Origin of the sequence: Microcoleus sp. ARI1-B5, assembly GCF_036705795.1 — a bacterium.
Classification (GTDB): Bacteria; Cyanobacteriota; Cyanobacteriia; order Cyanobacteriales; family Microcoleaceae; genus Microcoleus.
In genome coordinates, this window is record NZ_JAUBVK010000007.1 from 146,652 (window position 1) to 165,578 (window position 18,927).

Annotated in this window: 17 protein-coding genes; 10 read left to right on the forward strand and 7 right to left on the reverse strand. The window is 46.5% G+C overall.

The features are described 5' to 3' along the window. The first annotated feature begins 113 nt into the window (after window positions 1-113). The 6 genes from acnB to QUB63_RS13735 all read left to right on the forward strand — a co-directional run bounded on the left by acnB (window position 114) and on the right by QUB63_RS13735 (window position 5,563). Window positions 114-2,729 carry a bifunctional aconitate hydratase 2/2-methylisocitrate dehydratase gene (gene acnB / locus QUB63_RS13710; protein ID WP_332945788.1) on the forward strand — a complete coding sequence of 872 codons (2,616 nt, stop codon included), beginning with the start codon at window positions 114-116 and terminating at the stop codon, window positions 2,727-2,729. Between the two features lie 207 nt (window positions 2,730-2,936). Then, window positions 2,937-3,620 (forward strand): hypothetical protein, encoded by a 684-nt coding sequence (locus tag QUB63_RS13715; RefSeq protein WP_332945790.1) that lies wholly within the window; start codon window positions 2,937-2,939, stop codon window positions 3,618-3,620. A gap of 3 nt (window positions 3,621-3,623) precedes the next feature. Beyond that, on the forward strand, window positions 3,624-4,079 hold the full coding sequence (locus tag QUB63_RS13720) for a nucleic acid-binding protein (protein WP_332945791.1): 456 nt from the start codon (window positions 3,624-3,626) through the stop codon (window positions 4,077-4,079). 81 nt (window positions 4,080-4,160) lie between these two features. Continuing rightward, a complete protein-coding gene (locus QUB63_RS13725; RefSeq protein ID WP_332945792.1) occupies window positions 4,161-4,589 on the forward strand; it encodes a hypothetical protein in 429 nt (142 codons plus the stop codon). Between the two features lie 51 nt (window positions 4,590-4,640). Next, entirely contained in the window at window positions 4,641-5,054 is a 414-nt protein-coding gene (locus tag QUB63_RS13730; protein ID WP_332945793.1) for a type II toxin-antitoxin system VapC family toxin, read from the forward strand. Between the two features lie 128 nt (window positions 5,055-5,182). Next, entirely contained in the window at window positions 5,183-5,563 is a 381-nt protein-coding gene (locus QUB63_RS13735) for a cupin domain-containing protein (protein WP_442921780.1), read from the forward strand. A gap of 354 nt (window positions 5,564-5,917) precedes the next feature. Here QUB63_RS13735 and QUB63_RS13740 read toward each other — a convergent pair whose 3' ends face one another. The 6 genes from QUB63_RS13740 to QUB63_RS13765 form a co-directional block, all read right to left on the reverse strand. Next, window positions 5,918-6,577 carry a pentapeptide repeat-containing protein gene (locus tag QUB63_RS13740; RefSeq protein ID WP_332945794.1) on the reverse strand — a complete coding sequence of 220 codons (660 nt, stop codon included), beginning with the start codon at window positions 6,575-6,577 and terminating at the stop codon, window positions 5,918-5,920. A gap of 162 nt (window positions 6,578-6,739) precedes the next feature. After that, window positions 6,740-8,389, reverse strand: a complete 1,650-nt coding sequence (locus tag QUB63_RS13745; RefSeq protein ID WP_332945795.1) for an ABC transporter substrate-binding protein — start codon at window positions 8,387-8,389, stop codon at window positions 6,740-6,742. 148 nt (window positions 8,390-8,537) lie between these two features. After that, window positions 8,538-10,010, reverse strand: coding sequence for an adenylate/guanylate cyclase domain-containing protein (locus QUB63_RS13750; protein ID WP_332945796.1), 1,473 nt, complete (start codon window positions 10,008-10,010; stop codon window positions 8,538-8,540). A gap of 70 nt (window positions 10,011-10,080) precedes the next feature. After that, on the reverse strand, window positions 10,081-10,425 hold the full coding sequence (locus QUB63_RS13755; RefSeq protein ID WP_332945797.1) for a slr1659 superfamily regulator: 345 nt from the start codon (window positions 10,423-10,425) through the stop codon (window positions 10,081-10,083). Between the two features lie 47 nt (window positions 10,426-10,472). Further along, window positions 10,473-11,051, reverse strand: a complete 579-nt coding sequence (locus QUB63_RS13760) for a DUF6272 family protein (protein ID WP_332945799.1) — start codon at window positions 11,049-11,051, stop codon at window positions 10,473-10,475. A 210-nt stretch (window positions 11,052-11,261) separates the two neighbouring features. Continuing rightward, window positions 11,262-13,235: a SpoIIE family protein phosphatase gene (locus QUB63_RS13765; protein WP_332945800.1), complete on the reverse strand. Its 1,974-nt coding sequence runs from the start codon at window positions 13,233-13,235 to the stop codon at window positions 11,262-11,264. Window positions 13,236-13,757: 522 nt separating this feature from the next. Here QUB63_RS13765 and QUB63_RS13770 point away from each other — a divergent pair. Further along, on the forward strand, window positions 13,758-14,315 hold the full coding sequence (locus tag QUB63_RS13770; protein WP_332945801.1) for a hypothetical protein: 558 nt from the start codon (window positions 13,758-13,760) through the stop codon (window positions 14,313-14,315). 32 nt (window positions 14,316-14,347) lie between these two features. Here QUB63_RS13770 and mnmA read toward each other — a convergent pair whose 3' ends face one another. Then, window positions 14,348-15,439: a tRNA 2-thiouridine(34) synthase MnmA gene (gene mnmA, locus QUB63_RS13775; RefSeq protein ID WP_332945802.1), complete on the reverse strand. Its 1,092-nt coding sequence runs from the start codon at window positions 15,437-15,439 to the stop codon at window positions 14,348-14,350. 216 nt (window positions 15,440-15,655) lie between these two features. Here mnmA and QUB63_RS13780 point away from each other — a divergent pair, with 216 nt between their 5' ends. The 3 genes from QUB63_RS13780 to QUB63_RS13790 all read left to right on the forward strand — a co-directional run bounded on the left by QUB63_RS13780 (window position 15,656) and on the right by QUB63_RS13790 (window position 18,901). Continuing rightward, window positions 15,656-17,308, forward strand: coding sequence for an NAD(P)H-hydrate dehydratase (locus QUB63_RS13780; protein WP_332945803.1), 1,653 nt, complete (start codon window positions 15,656-15,658; stop codon window positions 17,306-17,308). 312 nt (window positions 17,309-17,620) lie between these two features. Continuing rightward, entirely contained in the window at window positions 17,621-18,154 is a 534-nt protein-coding gene (locus QUB63_RS13785; protein WP_332945804.1) for a peptidoglycan-binding domain-containing protein, read from the forward strand. Window positions 18,155-18,370: 216 nt separating this feature from the next. Beyond that, a complete protein-coding gene (locus QUB63_RS13790) occupies window positions 18,371-18,901 on the forward strand; it encodes a peptidoglycan-binding domain-containing protein (protein WP_332945805.1) in 531 nt (176 codons plus the stop codon). The last annotated feature ends 26 nt before the right edge of the window (window positions 18,902-18,927 follow it).

The window sequence follows — 18,927 nt, forward strand, 5'->3', positions numbered from 1 at the left end:
AGTTTTCATGTATGGCGGGGCACTTTGCCCAAGAAGAGAGCACCAGCCCCTAATCTAAAAAGTAATGTCACTTGCTTGCCAACCACCGAACACTATCCGAGGAGAAAAGACAAATGCTTGAATCTTACCGCCGTAACGCTGCCGAACGCGCCGCATTGGGAATTCCACCGCTGCCGCTAGACGCCCAGCAAACCTCAGAACTTTGCGAATTGCTGAAAAATCCGCCACCGGGGGAAGAAGAAGCCTTAATCGAATTATTGCGCGATCGCGTGCCCCCCGGCGTAGACAGCGCCGCCTACGTCAAAGCAGGTTTTTTAACCGGCATCGCCAAAGGCGAAATCCACAGCCCCCTAATTGCTCCCAAATGGGCAGTTTACCTGCTGGGGACAATGATGGGCGGTTACAACGTCCAATCATTAATCGATTTGCTCAATCCTACTGCCGAAGTCGCCATTCCCGCCACCGCAGCCCGCGCATTGAGCAAAACGCTGTTAGTATTCGACGCCTTCCACGACATTCTCGCCCTGTCGGATACCAATCCCTACGCCAAGCAAGTAGTCGATTCTTGGGCTGATGCCGAGTGGTTTACCGGCCGCCCCGAACTGCCGCAGGCCATTACCGTTACAGTCTTCAAAGTGCCCGGAGAAACCAATACCGACGATTTGTCTCCCGCACCTCAGGCTACCACGCGGCCGGACATTCCTTTGCACGCTTTGGCGATGCTCGAAAGCAAGATGCCCGGAGCCTTAGAAACGATCGCCCAATTGAAGCAAAAAGGCCATCCCGTCGCCTACGTCGGCGATGTTGTCGGTACCGGTTCCTCGCGGAAATCGGCGATTAACTCCGTGCTGTGGCACATCGGCAACGATATTCCGTTTGTGCCCAACAAGCGCAGCGGCGGATATATTCTCGGAAGCGCGATCGCCCCGATTTTCTTCAATACCGCTGAAGATTCCGGCGCATTGCCGATCGAATGCGATGTCGCCAAAATGGAAACCGGCATGGTAATCACCATCCATCCCTACAAAGGCGAAATCACCAACGAAGCCGGAGAAATCATCTCCACCTTCACCCTCAAACCCGACACAATATTAGACGAAGTTCGCGCCGGCGGCCGAATTCCGCTATTAATCGGACGCACCTTAACCGACAAAATCCGCGCCGCTTTAGGACTAGAACCAAGCACAATTTTCACCCGCCCAACTATTCCCGCAGATACCGGAAAAGGCTTCACCTTAGCCCAAAAAATGGTAGGGAAAGCTTGCGGTTTGTCCGGCGTCCGTCCCGGTACATCTTGCGAACCAGTCATGACTACAGTCGGCTCCCAAGATACCACCGGCCCGATGACACGCGACGAATTGAAAGAACTTGCTTGTTTGGGATTTAGCGCCGATTTGGTAATTCAAAGTTTCTGCCACACCGCCGCTTATCCGAAACCAGTCGATGTCAAAACTCACCACGAATTGCCCGATTTTATGGCACAGCGGGGCGGCATAGCTTTGCGTCCCGGAGACGGCATCATTCACTCTTGGCTGAACCGGATGTTATTGCCGGATACAGTGGGAACCGGCGGCGATTCTCACACTCGTTTTCCTTTAGGAATTTCCTTTCCTGCGGGTTCGGGATTAGTAGCTTTTGCTGCTGCTTTGGGCGTCATGCCTTTGGATATGCCGGAATCGGTCTTAGTCCGGTTCAAAGGCGAATTGCAGCCGGGAGTAACGCTGCGGGATGTTGTGAATGCAATTCCCTATGTGGCAATTCAAAAAGGTTTGCTAACAGTCTCGAAACAGAATAAGAAGAATGTCTTTTCTGGGCGGATTATGGAGATTGAAGGTTTGCCGGATTTGAAGGTCGAGCAGGCTTTTGAATTGACCGATGCCTCGGCCGAGCGTTCTTGCGCCGGATGCACGATTAAATTGAGCGTGGAGACTGTTTCTGAGTACATTCGTTCTAACGTCGCGCTGCTGAAAAACATGGTGGCGCGGGGCTATGAAGATGCGCGGACGATGATGCGCCGGGTGGCGAAGATGGAGGAATGGCTGGCGAATCCGGTGCTGCTAGAAGCTGATGCTGATGCGGAGTACGTTGAAATCATCGAAATCGATCTCAACGAGATTACTGAACCGATTGTGGCTGCGCCGAATGACCCGGATAATGTCAAGCTGTTGAGTGAGGTTGCGGGCGATCGGGTTGACGAAGTATTTGTCGGTTCTTGCATGACAAATATCGGTCACTACCGCGCCACTGCGAAGGTGTTGGAAGGTGCGGGAGAAGTGAAAACTCGCCTGTGGATTTGTCCGCCAACTCGCATGGACGAACAGCAACTGAAAGAAGAAGGTTATTACAGCATTTTTGGAGCCGCTGGAGCGCGCACAGAAATGCCGGGATGCAGTCTTTGTATGGGAAATCAAGCGCGGGTTAAAGATGCGACGACGGTGTTTTCAACTTCGACTCGCAACTTTAACAACCGCATGGGCAAAGACGCACAAGTTTATCTCGGTTCAGCCGAATTAGCCGCTGTTTGTTCGCTGTTGGGGAGCATTCCCACAGTCGAAGAATACCAGGAGATTGTCGCGAAGAAAATCAATCCTTTTGCTGACGATTTGTATCGGTATTTGAATTTCGATCGGATTGCTGGTTTTGAGGATGAAGGGCGAGTGATTGCTTTGGAAGATATGCCTCGGATTGAGGATATTTTGGGAATTCCCGATGGTGTGTTGAGCAATTAATTCAGTTGACAGTTGACAGTTGACAGTTGACAGTTGACAGTTGACAGTTGACCGCTTGAGGGCGATCTCTACCTTGAAGTCCGAGGATTGGAGTAATGAATAGTCGGATTTTAATTTCTCCCGCTCAAGCCGGCTTTAAACCAATTCTTTTTGGTAATATGAGCGAAGCTTAGTGAGATGGTTATTTTGAACCGCAGATAAACGCTGATGTACGCAGATGAATTAATTTTATCTGCGTACATCTGTGTTCATCCGCTGACATCTGCGGTTCAAAAAAATCCCCGAATTTGGATGAATCATCCCCCGCCTTTTGTTTACAATATGAGTAGGGGCGGGTTCACCAACAATCTCTGGCTTCACATTCAGGATATCGATAAACCCGCCCCGGGCCGCACTTCAAATATCCGAGAAAGGAGAAAAGTGATTATGTCTGAACAAGCTTTGATCGGTGAAAGTCCAGCGACAGCAACTTCAGCGCCCGAACCTCGCATTGGCAATGAAATGGTAGAATTTCTCAGTGTAATTCAGCAAACTCCGAGAGAATATTGGCCGAATTTGCTTAAAATGATGCGGTTATTTCTGGAAACTGTGACGGTTAAGCCCGGATTATCGGAACCCGCCGAGACACCTGAAAACGTAGATTTTACTAAACTGTCTAAGGAGGAAAGGATCAAAAGAAATCAACCTGCGATCGAATTATTGCGATCGTGGCGAGAAGAAGAAGATGATGATGATAAGGATGAACAACCAGAAACTATCGATCCTGTACAGCAGCACGAAGCTCTGAGCAAGCTGCTACAGTCTTGGGTAGACGATGGAGATGAACAGGAACAAACAGAAACTGCTGAAGTTCTCCGCAAGGCACTAGAAGAAAACCCGGTGCATATATAGTCCATGAGCAAAATAGTTTTGTTAGATTCTGGGCCTTTAGGAATTGTTACAAATCCCAAAGCCGCCTCTCCTTTATATCAAGAGGGTAAGCTCTGGCTGCAATCTTTGCCACTTAAAGGTTATATTGTAATGCTTCGTGAAATTGCTGACTATGAGGTAAGGCGCGAATTAATTCGTGCAGGTAAGGCGGCAGGTATTAGACGACTTGATGAACTTAAATCGCAAATCCCCTACCGTCCTTTGACTACGGAGGTAATGCTTCTAGCTGCTCAGTTGTGGGCGGATGCACGAAAGAGAGGAAGGCCGACAGCAGAACCCAATGCACTTGACGGCGATGTGATTCTGGCTGCTCAAGCAATATTGGAGGCAAATGCAGGGAATGAGGTGGTAATTGCTACAACAAATGTGGGGCATTTGTCTCAGTTTGTGGATGCTCGTGAATGGCGATTAATCTCGTAAAGTTCAAGTTGTGACGAGTAACAAATTTCAACATAGACTATTTTGCTAAACTAAAGAGTAAGTGATACTAAGGAGATGATTATGTCTGAACAAGTAAAAGAAAGCGAACTCCCGCCAGCTAGCTCTGTTTCATCCCCGGAAGCATCCGCAGCTATTTCTGTAGCGGAGAAAGAAAGCGAATCTCCTCCTGCTAGCTCTGTTTCAGGGCCCAAAGCGTCTATGGAATGGCTCGTTTTAGAGATTGATAAAATTCCTCAAGCATATTGGCCGAATTTACTAGAGATTATTCGCCTGTTTCGCGAAAGTGTGATGATTAAAGCCGAACCAGTAGATGCTTGGGAAAAAGTTAAGCACGATCTGAAAAACCCCGATCCAGTTGTGGATGCAGCAAGGCAGAAAGCTTTGAGCGAAACGCTGAGGTTATGGCGAGAAGAGGGAGACGAACAGGAGCAAAAAGAAACCTGGGAAATTCTCAGTAAGGCTTTAGATGAAGGTGGTGTTTCTATCTAATAAACTAGATCTATGAGCAGAATAGTTTTACTGGATTCAGGCCCTCTCGGAATGGTAACAAATCCCAGATCCACGCCCCTAACTTTAGAGTGCCAACTTTGGCTGGACTCTTTACCGTTGAGGGGCTACAAACCTGTACTGCCTGAACTTGCTGACTATGAGGTGCGACGCGAGTTAATTCGTGCTGGTAAGGTGGCCGGTATCCGACAGCTTGATTTACTCAAAACTCTCATTCAATACCTTCCTATTTCTACAGACGCAATGCTTCTCGCGGCTCAGTTGTGGGCGGATGCACGACTGAGGGGAAGGCCAACTGCAGATCCCAATTCACTTGACGGTGATGTGATTCTGGCGGCTCAAGCAATATTGCAAGCAAATGAGGGGAATGAGGTTGTAATTGCGACAACAAATATGGGGCATTTGGATCAGTTTGTGGATGCTCGCGAGTGGCGATTAATTTCATAAAGCTGGATTAGGAGAGAAAAACTTAAGCCAAAGCCCGTTAGCGAAGCCCTCGAAGAGGATCGCACTTACGTTCTGATATACTTTCAACTACAGATATTTTTACAGACACCGTTAGCGAGATCAACAGCATGGTGGAAACAGTGGACACAATCGAAAAAACGGACGATCGCACGCAAACCCGGTTTTGGGGTAAAGTTACAGTCATAGACGCGGGTGATCGTTACAAGATCAATCGCATCGAAGTCAAACCCGGACACCACATCAGCACCCAAATGCACTATCACCGCAGCGAGCACTGGGTTGTCGTCTCCGGAACCGCTAAAGTTATCTGCGACGATAAAGAGACGATTCTCATGCAGAAACAGTCAACCTATGTTCCCATGAACACGGCTCACCGCGTGGAAAACCCAGGTGTTATTCCCCTGGTGATGATTGAAATCCAAAATGGCGAATATCTCGGAGATGATGACATTATCCGTTTCGCGCAAGACGCTGACGACGAAGATTGATATCGAGTCCGGTTAAATAATTCTAATTAGGTTCGTAGTGAGGACTTCAGTCCTCTCTCATCCCAAACTTAACGGAAAAGTAAAATTACCAGAAAGAATTGGTTTAAAGCCCCAAGCCCCGGGAGAAATTAAAAGAAGACGATTCATTAATCTCATCCTCTTCCTTCTAGGTAGAGGTAGCCCTCAAGCGGTCAACTGTCAACCTGGAAAGCTGTCAAGCGGTCAACTGTCAAGCGGTCAACTGTCAACTGAATGAAGGCAATTAAAATTATAGGGGCAATTAAGAAATTGCCCCTAGATAATTATATTAAGCTTGTTAAACACGAGAGTCTGATATAGCAATTGGCGATCGTCCTACGGCAAAGCAGCGTTTTTCAAATCTACGTTTGCCATATTAGCATCCTTTAGATTAGCACCAGTCAAGTCCGAACCGTTCAAATTAGCACCAGTCAAATTTGCACCGGTCAAATTTGCATCCCGCAAGTTAACCCCCAGCACATCTATTCCCGACAAACTGCCACCCCGGAGGCTGACATTCGCTAGATTCGATACAGACTGGCGAGCATTTCTCAGGTTCGCACCTGCCAAATTAGCACTTTCTAAATTAGCGCCCACTAAATTAGCGCTGGTGAGGTTGGTATTTTTCAAACTGGCAATCACTAAACCAGCCAGACTCAAGTTAGCGCGAGTCAAATCAGCACCCTCCAAATTTGCACCGTGCATTTTAGCCCCAATTAGGCTCGCACCTTGCAATTTAGCTTGTGTCAGATTTACTTCGTTCAATTTGGCTTCGTTGAGGTTAGCGCCGTTCAAATTTGCACCGCTCAAATTCGCACCGCTCAAATTCGCACCGCTAAGATTTATACCAGAAAGCTGCGCTCCTGTCAAGTCACATTTGCTGCAATTTTTAGTTTCTAATAGTTGCTTGACTTGTGATACGTTTTCTGCTTTGACTCCAGAAGCAAAACCGATCGCAATTAGCAGCCCTGTTGTTGTTAAAATTCCAAATTTCATATACTCACCCTCAGCGATATCTCTCTCTCTAATAATATCCAACATTTTTGGAGAGAGGGGGGTGATCGGTCTCTTCGATAAACTGTGACAATCATCACCCTGTTGTGCACAAAAGATGATAAAATTATGGACGTTTCAACTCACCAAATTTCTTGTAAACAATTATTGCTTTTTCAGGAACCAAAAGGGGAAGGATTGCGTCGGTTCTAGACGGACGCCGGTGATGTTATTCAGAGCAAAAGTATAGTCCTTATCCTGCCAAAGAGGGATGAAAGGTACATCTTGACCTAGTATGTCCTGAATTTCGGCAAACAAAGCTTTGCGGATTTGAGGGTTTGCTTCTTTTCGCTGCTTGGCGATCAGTTGATTTACCCGATCGCTATAATAAAACGAACCCTGACCCTGACTTGCACCCTTTTCGCACCCGCTGGCCGCCGAACCTGTGGCACAATCTAAAAACGGCTGAATGTAATTGTCAGCGTCGAAAAAGTCGGCGTACCAATCGACTAGCACCGCAGGATAAATCCCCTTCTCTATATTTTGAAACAAAGTCGGAGATTCGACGCTGTTAACTTCTACCTGCATGATCCCGTCCATTTTGAGTTGGGCTAAAGCTTTGATCGTGCTCGCCACTAAAGCCCGTTTTGTGGAACCAGTAGGATGCCAAATTTGCAGAATAAACGGATTCGCGACCGAATATCCCGCTTTTGTTAACAATTCCTTAGCTTTTGCCATGTTCGCGTCGCCGTACATTTCTTTAAAAACGGGTTTGTTAACGTCGAAGGTTGTGGGAATCAGAGTGTAAAGCGGCTGCGCTTGTCCCCGCAGTACGCGATCGTTAATCAGCGGCCGATCCATCGCCGCCGCGATCGCCTGTCTCACCTCTAACTTGTCCAGCGGTTGAGACTTGAGATTCAGCGTCATATAACTAACTGTACTGCTCTCCCCCGCAATTTCCTGCCATTTCCCTTTTTTCGCTCCCTCATCCAAGCTGCGAACTTGGTCTGCATCGAGGGATAAATAAGCTACATCGATCGCACCTGTCCGAAAAGTATTAAACAAATTTGACGAACTAGAAAGCAGCAAAAGGTCAATTCCTTTATTAACTGGTTTTTCCCCCCAATACTTGTCAAATGTCTCAAACTTCAGAGAATCGCTGCCGTACTTCGCCAGTTTGTAGCGTCCAGTTCCCACAAACGTATCCGGTTTAAATTTACCGTCTCCAATCTCGTAAGCTTTCGGAGAAACCGCACAAATACCGCCAAATGTCAACAGGGAAGGAAAAGCAGCAAAAGGCTTTTTGAGTTGAAAAGTTAATTCGTATTCGCCCGTCGCTTTCACCGATTCTACTGCATCGCTCAACAAGAAAGCCGGACGGCCGCCATTTTTGATAAACCGCTGCAAGGAAAATTCCATCGCTGCGGCGTTAAACGGTGTGTCGTCGTGAAAAATAACGCCTTGACGCAAGGGAATTGTATATGTCAATCCGTCTTTGCTAACTTTTGGCATTGCTGTCGCTAAGTGGGGGATTAATTCAGTAGTTCCCGACTTGTAAGTGTAGAGAGTGTCGCCCAAATTTTGCAGCACTTGCCCTGATAGAGTTTCGTAAGCGTCGGCGGGGTCGATCGTCCGCAATTTCAAGGTTGTGCCAATAGTGACGCGATCGTTGTTGCCATTGTTGGCCGAATTTGGCGATCGAGAGGCCCCCTGTCCGCAGCTTGCAGTTAACAAGCAGCACAGGCAGAACAGAGCTATAACTTTAATTACTGAAGGTTTTATAGATATTCTCGGCTGCCGCTTGTTGATTCCCATCGTCTTTTCTTAACGCTCCAAATTAGTTATTATATTATCAGAACTTACAGGCTTTTAGACTATAAACCCGGTTTCTTGGTAAATCCTCTGTCGCGAAACCTCTAAAGCTGACTAATGTCAACGGTCACAGGTCAACTGTCAACTGACTCTAAATTCCCTTGAGGAGCGAGCGCCAATCCCGACAGCGTTTCAGGTAAATGCGAGCTACCCTATCGCTCGGATTTGTCCGCAAACACTCTTCAAACAATTTTCCCGCTTCTCGGAACTCCTGGCGATCGCACAGTGACATCGCTTCATTATATACGGGCAAATTTGCTAGCTTAGCCGATCGCATGGACGGCGGATCGGCATCAAATACCTCATAGACTATGACATATTGAGATTTTCCTTTTACCTGTACTTTATCCACAACCCGAATAGCATAATCATCGGGATTTCGCAACCGTTCCAAAGTCTGCTGAGAAATTAACAGAGGAACGCCGTATTCTTTGGTCAATCCTTCAATCCGAGATGCCAAATTAACAGCATCACTAATCACAGTGCTGTCCATTCGGCTTTTGCCACCAACTGTCCCCAGCATCAAAGAACCAGAATTGATGCCAATGCCAATTTGAATTGGGATGTAGCCAACTCTTAGACGATATTCATTGTAATCAGTCAGAATATTTAGCATCGCAATACCCGCTTTCACTGCATCATCTGCACAGTCGCTAAACAAAGCCATAATTGCATCGCCGATGTATTTGTCAATAAATCCGTGATTCCTAGTAATAGCCGGCTCCATCCGCGACAGGTAAGCATTGATAAAACTAAAATTTTCTTGCGGCGTCATAGTTTCCGAAAGCGTCGTGAAGTCGCGGATATCCGCAAACAGCACCGACATTTCCTCCTGCACTTGGTCGCCTAAATTGACATCGATAATACTTTCAGATCCCAATAAATTTAGAAATTGATGCGGCACAAATCGCCCGTAAGAATCTGTTAATTCTGATTCGGCATCCAGGGATTTTTCCAAATTTTGATTGACTTCAAATAGTTGCTTAATAAATTTTTGGCGGTCGGCTTCAGCTTGTTTGCGTTCCGTGACATCTTGAAAAACTGCGATCGCAAAAGCAACTTTCCCACCGTCAAAAATTGGCGTCCCCCAAGTCTCAAGGGGAATTTTCTTGTCGGGTTTATGAATTTCCAGATCGTCAGCACTCGAACTTTCTCCCGTCAAAGCTCGGACGAGAGGCAAATTCTCGGAAGGGTAAATAATATCAGTTCCCGCGATATAAAATTGATAACTTTTTGACAAATCCTCAACAGAATTTAACGGCAAAACCCCTTTGCCGAGTAACTGCTCTCCGGCGTGATTGACGTAGTAAGGTCTACCTTGAGAATCGAGCACGGCCACGCCTACCGGAATCGCTTCCAGAAATTTAACCAGCTTGGCTTCCCCTTCCCGCACCGCCTCCAATGCCCGATAGCGCAACTCACTTTCCACCGTATCGGAATGTTCCGCAGTATTTTCCAGCAAAATTTCCAGATCCGCTTTTTCCTCCTTCAAGTCTTCCACTTGCTGGCGCAATCTTTCTATCTCTAAAAGTAGCTGTTCTCTAGATGGTTGTTCTTCCAGCATAACCCGAGAATTTGCGCCTCGACTAACAGAAAATTGGTCAACAGCCCATACCCTAAAACTCATCATGTGTCTATACTAATTCCAACTGCAAACCAGGCATCAGGCGCTGAAAATTTTTCAAAGATTTACCTTGCCAAGCTATACGTTGAGAGCCTTGTACCGCCATTTGCACCCGGGCTTTTTTGCGCACCTCAATAATAAACTTCGACAGCATATTGATGCCTGAACTGTTCAAAAATTCTAACTGCTGCAAATTAAGGGTTATTTTCGCCAGTTCCATATCGGCAACCTCGCCCAGCAACTGCACTATCGGCGCGTAGTCTTCAGGCCCGCTCAGCCTTAGAGAGCCAACAAAACTCACTGTTGCCGTTGATGGATCGTAACAGATCCGGTAATCTTCTGTCTTAATTTCCATTGCAGCCCAAAAAAGTCCCTTATATATTATCGATCGCCGCGCCCGGCTTATACTCTTAATTGCACCATAGTTGTCACCGTAATTACTTCCGGGTCTTTTTGCACGGTCTGGAACTTCCAGCCTATTTTAGCGCTATAATCGCTCAGCATCGTCAGCAAACCCAATCCAGAATCGGTACAGCTTTCGTCAGCAGCATTTTTTTCCAACTGTTGAATGTACAGCTCGCTAGGGTCTCCCGCCAGCAACTGGTGAATGTAAGCCTGAAACTTGCCCACAGCTTGCTCCGGGATGGTGTTAGCAACTGAGAAAATCAGTCCGTCGCTCTTTAATTCCAGTTTAATGTCGATCGGGAACTCCGAGGTTTCATCATTAAACTTCATTGCATTCTCTAATAACTCGTTAGCAATGTAGCTAACAGCGCTTTTAATTTCAGCTTGTCTGTCAATTGTCGAGGGGTCGTCTTCGTTTCCCGGAAAAAAAGTCGTCAAGTAGTCAGCCAGAAAATCCGCCGACAAACCGTTGTTTCGCCACCGCTGCTTGAGGGGAATCGAACTCGGGGAAAATCCAATTATTAAGTATTCGTGGCTGGGAGTGGACTCTATGAAATCGCCGAAGGTTTGAATCATCTTATTTGTTGTTTGTTAGTTGTTATTTGTTGATTGACTGTTGACTGTTGACTGTTGACTGTTGACTGTTGTTATTGGTTATTAGTTATTGGTTATTAGTTATTGGCGAGTTGCTACCAATGCCCAACGACCTGGGAAGGCCCATGACCTGGGAAGGCCTGCGCGAGCCCATCCCTCCGCTTCGCCCTGGGAAGCCCAATTCCCAATTCCCTATTTTTGTTTTAGCACCAGCAATGTGATGTCATCAAAAACTTTTTGTTCGCCGATATGCGATCGCACGTCCTTAATTACAGCGTGCCTAATTTCAGCGGCCGTTCGCTGCCAATTAATCTGTATTACCTCAATTAACCTCTCTAAACCGTAAAGCACTTTATCCATATTTTCTGCTTCGGTAATCCCGTCAGTATACAGCACCACCACATCTCCTGAATGCAACTGCACAATAGTTTCAGCAACAAAATCAGCAATATCTGCATCCAGCCCGATCGGGAAACCCAAATCGATCGTATCAAACCGCTCGACAGAACCGTTACACCGCACGACAATCATTTCTTCGTGCTGGCCGCTCAACTTCAGCATTCCCTCCTGATAGTCTAGCAAAGCAAGGCTGGCGTTTTTCTCGCATTTCATCCGCTGCACGTTATCGTAAATTGCACTGTTAATAGCGCTTAAAAATTTCACCGGATCTGGTTCGTCGTAGGCGAGCAAAGTTCGCACTGCCGTTTGAACCATAATCATTAAAACCCCGCTCTCCAATCCGTGTCCCGTCACGTCGCCAATACCAATTTTAACTCTACCTTCGTGCTGGAGTACGTCGTAATAGTCGCCGCCTACTTCATCAGCAGCTTCCATAAATCCGGCAATATCTAAGCCGATAACTTCCTTCAGTTCTCGGTCTTTCGGCAGCAGCATTTGCTGAATCTTGCGAGTAACCTCTAGTTCGGCACTCATCCGCATATTTTCTGCTTTTAGGCGATCGTTGAGAACAGTAATTTCTTGATTTGCCATAACTAAGGCATCGGCAATATTGTTAAACGCACCCACAACTTGCCCTAGTTCATCTCTGTTATCCAAAATAATTTTGTGGTCTAGATTGCCACCAGCCATCTTTTTTGACGCTTCCTCAAGCACAAATACAGTTTGCATAACGGCTCTGTAGAAAGAGACAAATAAATAAATAACTAACGCTAAAATTATTAAAACAAAAATAGCAATTAGGCGCTTTTTAAGCGCAAAACTCTTAATTCGTTTTTGCAGGAGAAAGTCTAATTCATTGACACTCTCGTCCCACAGTTCAAAACTCGAATTCAGAACTCGATCGCTCGCATCGAGATAGGCATAATATTCCACTAAGGCTGTGGGATAAATCAGTTTATCTATTTGCCCAGTTAGCTGCTCTACTACCGAGTTAAATTTTGTCAAATGCTCGCTTAATTTCGGGATCAGATTCCCGTGAGGATTATTGTTAAATCCTACCTCCATATTGATTGCTAAATCCTGATTAATTTCTCTCAATTTGCCCGCCAAGGTAATCAGTTTCGCTCTTTCTTCAGGTGTGGCATCGGAACGCGCGCTACTTTTTTGAGAAATTAGCCTAATCTCTGACAAGATTTTTTGCATTTCGGGAAGCTTCAGCAAAGTAGCATCCATCAAATAATAGGTATCTAAATCGGGGTCTAATATTAGATTGGAAGTATCGCCGACGCGAGCGCTCAATCTATTAATGTCAGATGCTAATTTTTGATAGACAACATCGTAAGTTTCTATACTCCACTGGCTGCGGCGAAGTTTAAAATTTTGCCAAGTTTGATAAATGTTATTAAACTTTTCTGTAGAAACTAAAATTTGTCCTGACTGGCGATCGATATTGGCCAGAGATTCAAAGTTCGCGTCTATCTTAGCTTCTAAATTAGCCCGAGGATCTGGATTGCTTAAATTGGGATTTAAACCCTGATAATTTAACTGTTGAAGTTTCGGTATGTGTTCCCTCAACTGTCGCAGCGGCCGCAGGTATTCATTACCGTAGATTTCTTTTTGGGCAAAATCAACCCTGCTGTTAATTTCGGAAATCAGCAAGTACATGACCAAAGTTAAGGGCATCGCAAATAGAAAACCGATCGAGGTGAATTTTTGAGGATAGCTCAGGCGATTCATTAAATGGATTCCGAGGGATTTTCTGTTCATAATTGATACATTTCAACAATATTTTACTAAAAAAGTAGCGATCGCTACTAAAGTATTTTTGGAATTGCTCTTGAAAACCTGAATGCTATAATTTATCAGCGATAGCTTGCTTAATTTATAATACGTTCCCGTCCTGTTGCAACAGATTGTGCAGCAGCCATTCGATCTCACTGGCTCAGCTCGCCTCCCGCAGTCTAAAACACCTTCTTCTGTTTTGGCACGATGAATAGTCATTTATACTGAGATGCTCCGCCAGAATCAGCTTTTTTTCAGAAGATTTACGCAGGCATAAATTTTTATCAATACTCCGACACTAAGACTAAAAATTAAGTAATAACTGGATAGTGCAAGTTTCCGGAAACACAAGTGCCCGCAGCGAGTATAAAATACTTGTGCCGCACTAGCAATCAAGTCGGTTCTGCACAAAGGAACAAACAGCACCAGCAGCAGTGTCTAAATAAGTATCTGCATTTGAGCGATCCAGAGCGATCGCGCCAGAGTGTAAAGTGAGGAAGAGAGCGTATGATGAAACCAATCTCCGAAAATAACTCTCAAAACAATCAAAACCGAGCCGAAAAGCAGCCCAATCCTTTAATCTTGGCTTTGGTGCTGACAGGAATTCTCGCCTGGGAAATGTATCCGGCGCTAATACACACCGCTGCGGCTAACGCGGGCGCCCTCAAACATTCCCTCGCTCAGTTGGAAAGCCAAGAACAGCAAACGGCGGTGTCCAAAAAAATTAGCTATTCTGGATTGGCACTAAATAGTCTAACTTCCGAACCTGGAAATTTGGCCGAGGGTACGCGCCAAAATCCCCCGAACCAATTGCCCGCAACCGTAGCAGCAGCAGTTCGCCAAGACTTGTCGCGCCAAACTGGGATTGCTGCTGACAAGTTGAAAGTCACTGAATCGAGCCGGCAAAGTTGGCCGAATACTTGTTTGGGAATCGCGAAATCTGATGAAATTTGCGGCCAAATGATTGTTGAAGGTTGGCGGGTTGTGGTTTCTGACGGCCGTCAAACTTGGGTTTACCGCACCAATGCTAGGGGGAATGTGTGGCGCTTGGAAAAGAAAGGATGAGGAGGGCGGGCGGTTGAAACCGCCGTCTTATCTTATCTTGGGAGTTGTTTTCTTTCAATGATGCCGCCGCCCAACAGCACGTCTGAGTCATACCAAACAGCGGCTTGTCCGGGGGTAATGCTCAACTGCGGTTCGTCAAAAATCACCTTGACTCTTGTACCGCTGGCTTTTTCCTCTGCTTCGGATGGTTCGACAGGAATAATTGTAGCGGGGACGGGTTGCGATCGATAGCGAATCTGCACGGAAGCCCGAATCGGAGCCGCCGGTTCCGCCACAGAAACCCAATTTACTTTCTGCACCGTACACTCAGATTCTACCGCCAACTGGCGATCGCCCACAATTACCCGATTTCCAGCAGCATCGAGTTCAATCACATACAGCGGTTCCGGTGCAGCAATCCCGAGTCCCTTCCGCTGGCCGATGGTGTAGTGGTGCACGCCGTCGTGCTGTCCGAGCACCCGCCCTGCTTTGTCCACAATGTCACCCTTTTGCGGCGCGATGTACTTGTCCAGAAAAGCCCGCATCGAACCGTTACTTTCCACCAAGCACAAATCCTGACTTTCCGGCTTATCAGCAGTGCTCAAGCCAAATTCCGCCGCAATTCTGCGAGTTTCTGTCTTGGTAATTTCCCCCAAGGGAAACTCCGTACCCGCCAGCAAATCCTGTGTTAAATCGTACAAGAAATAAGACTGATCTTTCGCAGGGTCGATCGCCCGCAGCAACTGATAGCGACCTGTAGCAGTATCATAAGTAATGCGAGCGTAGTGCCCCGTAGCAATCTTTTCAATACCCAGTTCTTCGCGAGCATACTCGAGCATCGGCCCGAACTTCACAGTTTTATTGCACTGCGAACAAGGCAGAGGCGTAACTCCTGCACTGTAGCCGTCCACCAAATAATCGACAATACTTGCCTGAAAGACCTCGCGGCTGTCAACAATGTGGTGGGGAACGCCCAAATTTTCGCAAATTTTAGCAGCATCGACCATTCCCTCAGAGCAGCACTGACCTTTGCCCTTCATCAACCACAGCGTTAAACCCACCACTTCATAGCCTTGATGGTGTAAAATTGCGGCTGCTGCGGAACTATCGACCCCGCCGGAGAGGCCTACGACAATCTTGTTCATGATTCGGAGAAATTGCTATTTTACTGTTACTTCGTTCGATCGAGCTAATTGATTATACCACAAAAATACTACAATTTGCTACTGCTGCTGTTAGCTGAAATTTTAGCACTAATAAGTAAATCCACCTAATTAAGCCTCAAATCCAGATCGCTCCAAGGCTTGCTGTGTATCTTTTCTTCCGACTTCCTTCTTCCTTCTTCCTTCTTCCTTCTACTTATGACTATTCAAAAATTTGTTGTCACCGCCGCCCAAATGCGGCAAATAGAAACCAGAATCTTTGCCGCTGGAATGCCCGTAGCAGCTTTAATGGAAAAAGTCGCCGGACTGATTGCCAAACGCATTCAGGAGCTTTTGAAGGCAGAGGGAGGTTCGGCAACGGATTCTATAACGGATGTAACGGATTTAACAGATAGAAGGAAAAGGGGATTCGGGAAAGATATTGTTAATTTTCACTTGGCAGTTATCGGAGTGTTGGTTGGGCCGGGACATAACGGCGGCGATGCTTTAGTTGTGGCCCGCGAATTGCACTTTCAAGGATTCCCAGTAGTTATTTACTGCCCGTTTTCTCAACTTAAAGAACTTACAAAAAGTCACGCTGATTATGCGCGTTCTTTAAATATTCCATTTGTTGACAAAGTTGAATCGCTGAACAACTGCGATTGGCTGATTGATGGTTTATTTGGGTTTGGCTTGGAACGAGAAATTATTAACTCCACAGCCGCCGCGATTAATGAAATCAATAATTTAAATATACCCATTTTTAGTATAGACATTCCCTCGGGAATTCATACAGATAGCGGAGCAGTTTTGGGGACGGCAATCCGGGCAAAACATACATTGTGTTTGGGTTTGTGGAAAATGGCATTTCTGCAAGACAGAGCGTTAGAATATATCGGTACGTCAGAATTAATTGATTTTGATATTCCCGTCGCAGATATTGCAGCGGTATTGGGCGAGCCGCCAGCAATACAACGCATTACAAAAGCATCGGTCATTCAGCATTTGCCTTTGCCCCGCTCGCCAATTTCGCACAAATACACTAACGGTAACTTACTAATTATTGCAGGTTCGGGCCGCTACAGCGGAGCGGCAATTTTGTCAGCATTGGGAGCAAGAGCCAGCGGAGTCGGAATGCTGTCAATTGCTGTTCCTGAGTCGATTAAACCGATGTTGAGCAGTCATTTGCCAGAGGCTTTAGTTATAGGATGTCCCGAAACTCAAAGCGGTGCAATTAGGGAGTTGCCGGTAGCAGTTGATTTGAGCGCCTACGATGCGATCGCCGCAGGGCCAGGTCTGACATTGGAAGCGGCAATAGCTGTAGAATCTGTACTGGAGAGCGATCGACCTTTAGTTCTCGATGCCGACGGTTTAAATATCCTCGCTCAACTCGGCACAGTCCCGATTTTGTCCGAACGCTGTGCACTGACAATTATCACCCCTCATCCGGGCGAATTCAAGCGTTTGTTTCCCGAATTAGCCGGCGCAACGGGCGATCGAATTGCCGCAACTCAAGCAGCGGCGCAGCTTTGCGGTGCAACGGTATTGCTCAAAGGAGCCAGAGTTTGCATAAGTTGGAAGGATGAGGGCGATTCCCTACGGGATAGCTACGCTTCACGTACCATCACCTATCTCAATCCCGAAAGCACCCCAGCCCTCGCCAGAGGCGGCAGCGGCGACGTTCTCACAGGCTTGTTAGGGGGACTGTTAGCAAGTGCGATCGCCCGCAAATCCCCCCCCGAATCAGTTGCAGCAACAGCAGCGTGGTGGCACGCTCGAGCCGGAATCGCGGCAGCCAAAGAACGGACGGAATTAGGAGTAGATGCCTTTACTTTGACACAGTATTTAATTCCTACATTGCGAGAATTTTGAGTGCGATCGTCCCCCTCGCTGTCATGCTTACCCATTGGTTCGATCGTGAGGACTTCAGTCCTCTGATTTTTATCAGGACTTGCATTCCGAACGATCGAACCCATTTGTTTGGTTTGATCGTGAGGACTTCAGTCCTCTAATTTTTATCAGCACTTGCATTCCGAACGATCGAACCCATTTGTGTGGTTTGTCACTTTTTCGAGTGACACTGAAATGAGTGACACTCGAAAAAGTGACTGTGAAGCCATCAATCGCACCAGTTATACCTGAAATATCAAAGACCACAACTTAAATATTGACAGGAATCACATTATGTACACCGAAGAAAGAAGCACGAACAATGAAACAATGGCGATCGCCGCCGCCGATACTACAGCTCAATCAAATCTTGCAGTTGGTCTGACAACTGGACTCAACAAACCCACGTTACAAATGGGTTCAACAGGTCAAGCTGTCAAAGAACTAGAAACTCTCCTAGCTCATTGGGGATATTATTTCGGCCCGATTGACGGTATCTTCGGCGTCCAAGTTCAAAAAGCAGTCAAAGGCTATCAACACCGCGTCTTCTTAATTGAAGATGGGATTGTCGGTTCTATAACTTGGCAAGCACTGTACTCTGGTGCACCTGTGAATATGCCGACTCTGATGAATGGCAGTTCTGGTAATGCAGTGAAAATTGTTCAGAATGTCCTGAAATTGAATGGATACTATTTCGGTTTTATTGACGGATATTTTGGGACGATGACAGATGTAGCAGTGCGCTATTTCCAACTCAGCAAGGGTTTACCGCAAGATGGAATTGTCGGCTATAAAACTTGGCACGCCCTCAGCAAGTTACCCCACTAAGTTGGGTTCTGCCCCCCACAAGCACCTTACCAGTTGGTTCGATCGTTCGGACTTCAGTCCTCATAAAAATCTGAGGACTGGTATTCCGAACGATCGAACACATGACGGCTAACTCAAATGAGTGACACTCGAAAAAGTGACTGTGCAGTCAGAAATCCCACCAGTTATACCTGAAATATCAAACACCACAACTTAAACCTGAAGAGGAATCACATTATGTACACCGAAGAAAGAAGCACGAACAATGAAACTGTCGCTATCGCCACTGCTACTGCTGCTGAATCAACTGTTGCAGTTGCTCAAACCACTGGACTGAACAAACCCACTTTACAAATGGGTTCAACAGGTCAAGCTGTCAAGGAACTACAACAGCTTCTATATCATTGGGGATATTATTCTGGCGCGATGGACGGTATCTTCGCCGTCCAAGTTCAAAAAGCAGTCAAAGGCTATCAACACCGCGTCTTTTTAACTGAAGATGGGATTGTCGCTTCTATAACTTGGCAAGCACTGTACTCTGGTGCACCTGTGAATATGCCCATCTTGATGAATGGCAGTTCTGGTAATGCAGTGAAAATTGTTCAGAATGTCTTGAAAATCAATGGATACTATTTCGGTATGATTGACGGCTTTTTTGGGACGATGACAGATGTAGCAGTGCGCCAGTTCCAACTCAGCAAGAATTTACCGCAAGATGGAATTGTCGGCGCTAAAACTTGGTACGGGCTCAGCAAGTTACCGCACTAAGTTGGGTTCGGTGCGCAGTGCGCACC

Coding starts and splice junctions, on each gene's coding strand:
- acnB (WP_332945788.1), top strand. CDS start 114: ATGCTTGAATCTTACCGCCGTAACGCTGCCGAACGCGCCGCATTGGGA.
- QUB63_RS13715 (WP_332945790.1), top strand. CDS start 2,937: ATGTACGCAGATGAATTAATTTTATCTGCGTACATCTGTGTTCATCCG.
- QUB63_RS13720 (WP_332945791.1), top strand. CDS start 3,624: ATGAGCAAAATAGTTTTGTTAGATTCTGGGCCTTTAGGAATTGTTACA.
- QUB63_RS13725 (WP_332945792.1), top strand. CDS start 4,161: ATGTCTGAACAAGTAAAAGAAAGCGAACTCCCGCCAGCTAGCTCTGTT.
- QUB63_RS13730 (WP_332945793.1), top strand. CDS start 4,641: ATGGTAACAAATCCCAGATCCACGCCCCTAACTTTAGAGTGCCAACTT.
- QUB63_RS13735 (WP_442921780.1), top strand. CDS start 5,183: ATGGTGGAAACAGTGGACACAATCGAAAAAACGGACGATCGCACGCAA.
- QUB63_RS13740 (WP_332945794.1), bottom strand. CDS start 6,577: ATGAAATTTGGAATTTTAACAACAACAGGGCTGCTAATTGCGATCGGT.
- QUB63_RS13745 (WP_332945795.1), bottom strand. CDS start 8,389: ATGGGAATCAACAAGCGGCAGCCGAGAATATCTATAAAACCTTCAGTA.
- QUB63_RS13750 (WP_332945796.1), bottom strand. CDS start 10,010: ATGCTGGAAGAACAACCATCTAGAGAACAGCTACTTTTAGAGATAGAA.
- QUB63_RS13755 (WP_332945797.1), bottom strand. CDS start 10,425: ATGGAAATTAAGACAGAAGATTACCGGATCTGTTACGATCCATCAACG.
- QUB63_RS13760 (WP_332945799.1), bottom strand. CDS start 11,051: ATGATTCAAACCTTCGGCGATTTCATAGAGTCCACTCCCAGCCACGAA.
- QUB63_RS13765 (WP_332945800.1), bottom strand. CDS start 13,235: ATGAACAGAAAATCCCTCGGAATCCATTTAATGAATCGCCTGAGCTAT.
- QUB63_RS13770 (WP_332945801.1), top strand. CDS start 13,758: ATGATGAAACCAATCTCCGAAAATAACTCTCAAAACAATCAAAACCGA.
- mnmA (WP_332945802.1), bottom strand. CDS start 15,439: ATGAACAAGATTGTCGTAGGCCTCTCCGGCGGGGTCGATAGTTCCGCA.
- QUB63_RS13780 (WP_332945803.1), top strand. CDS start 15,656: ATGACTATTCAAAAATTTGTTGTCACCGCCGCCCAAATGCGGCAAATA.
- QUB63_RS13785 (WP_332945804.1), top strand. CDS start 17,621: ATGTACACCGAAGAAAGAAGCACGAACAATGAAACAATGGCGATCGCC.
- QUB63_RS13790 (WP_332945805.1), top strand. CDS start 18,371: ATGTACACCGAAGAAAGAAGCACGAACAATGAAACTGTCGCTATCGCC.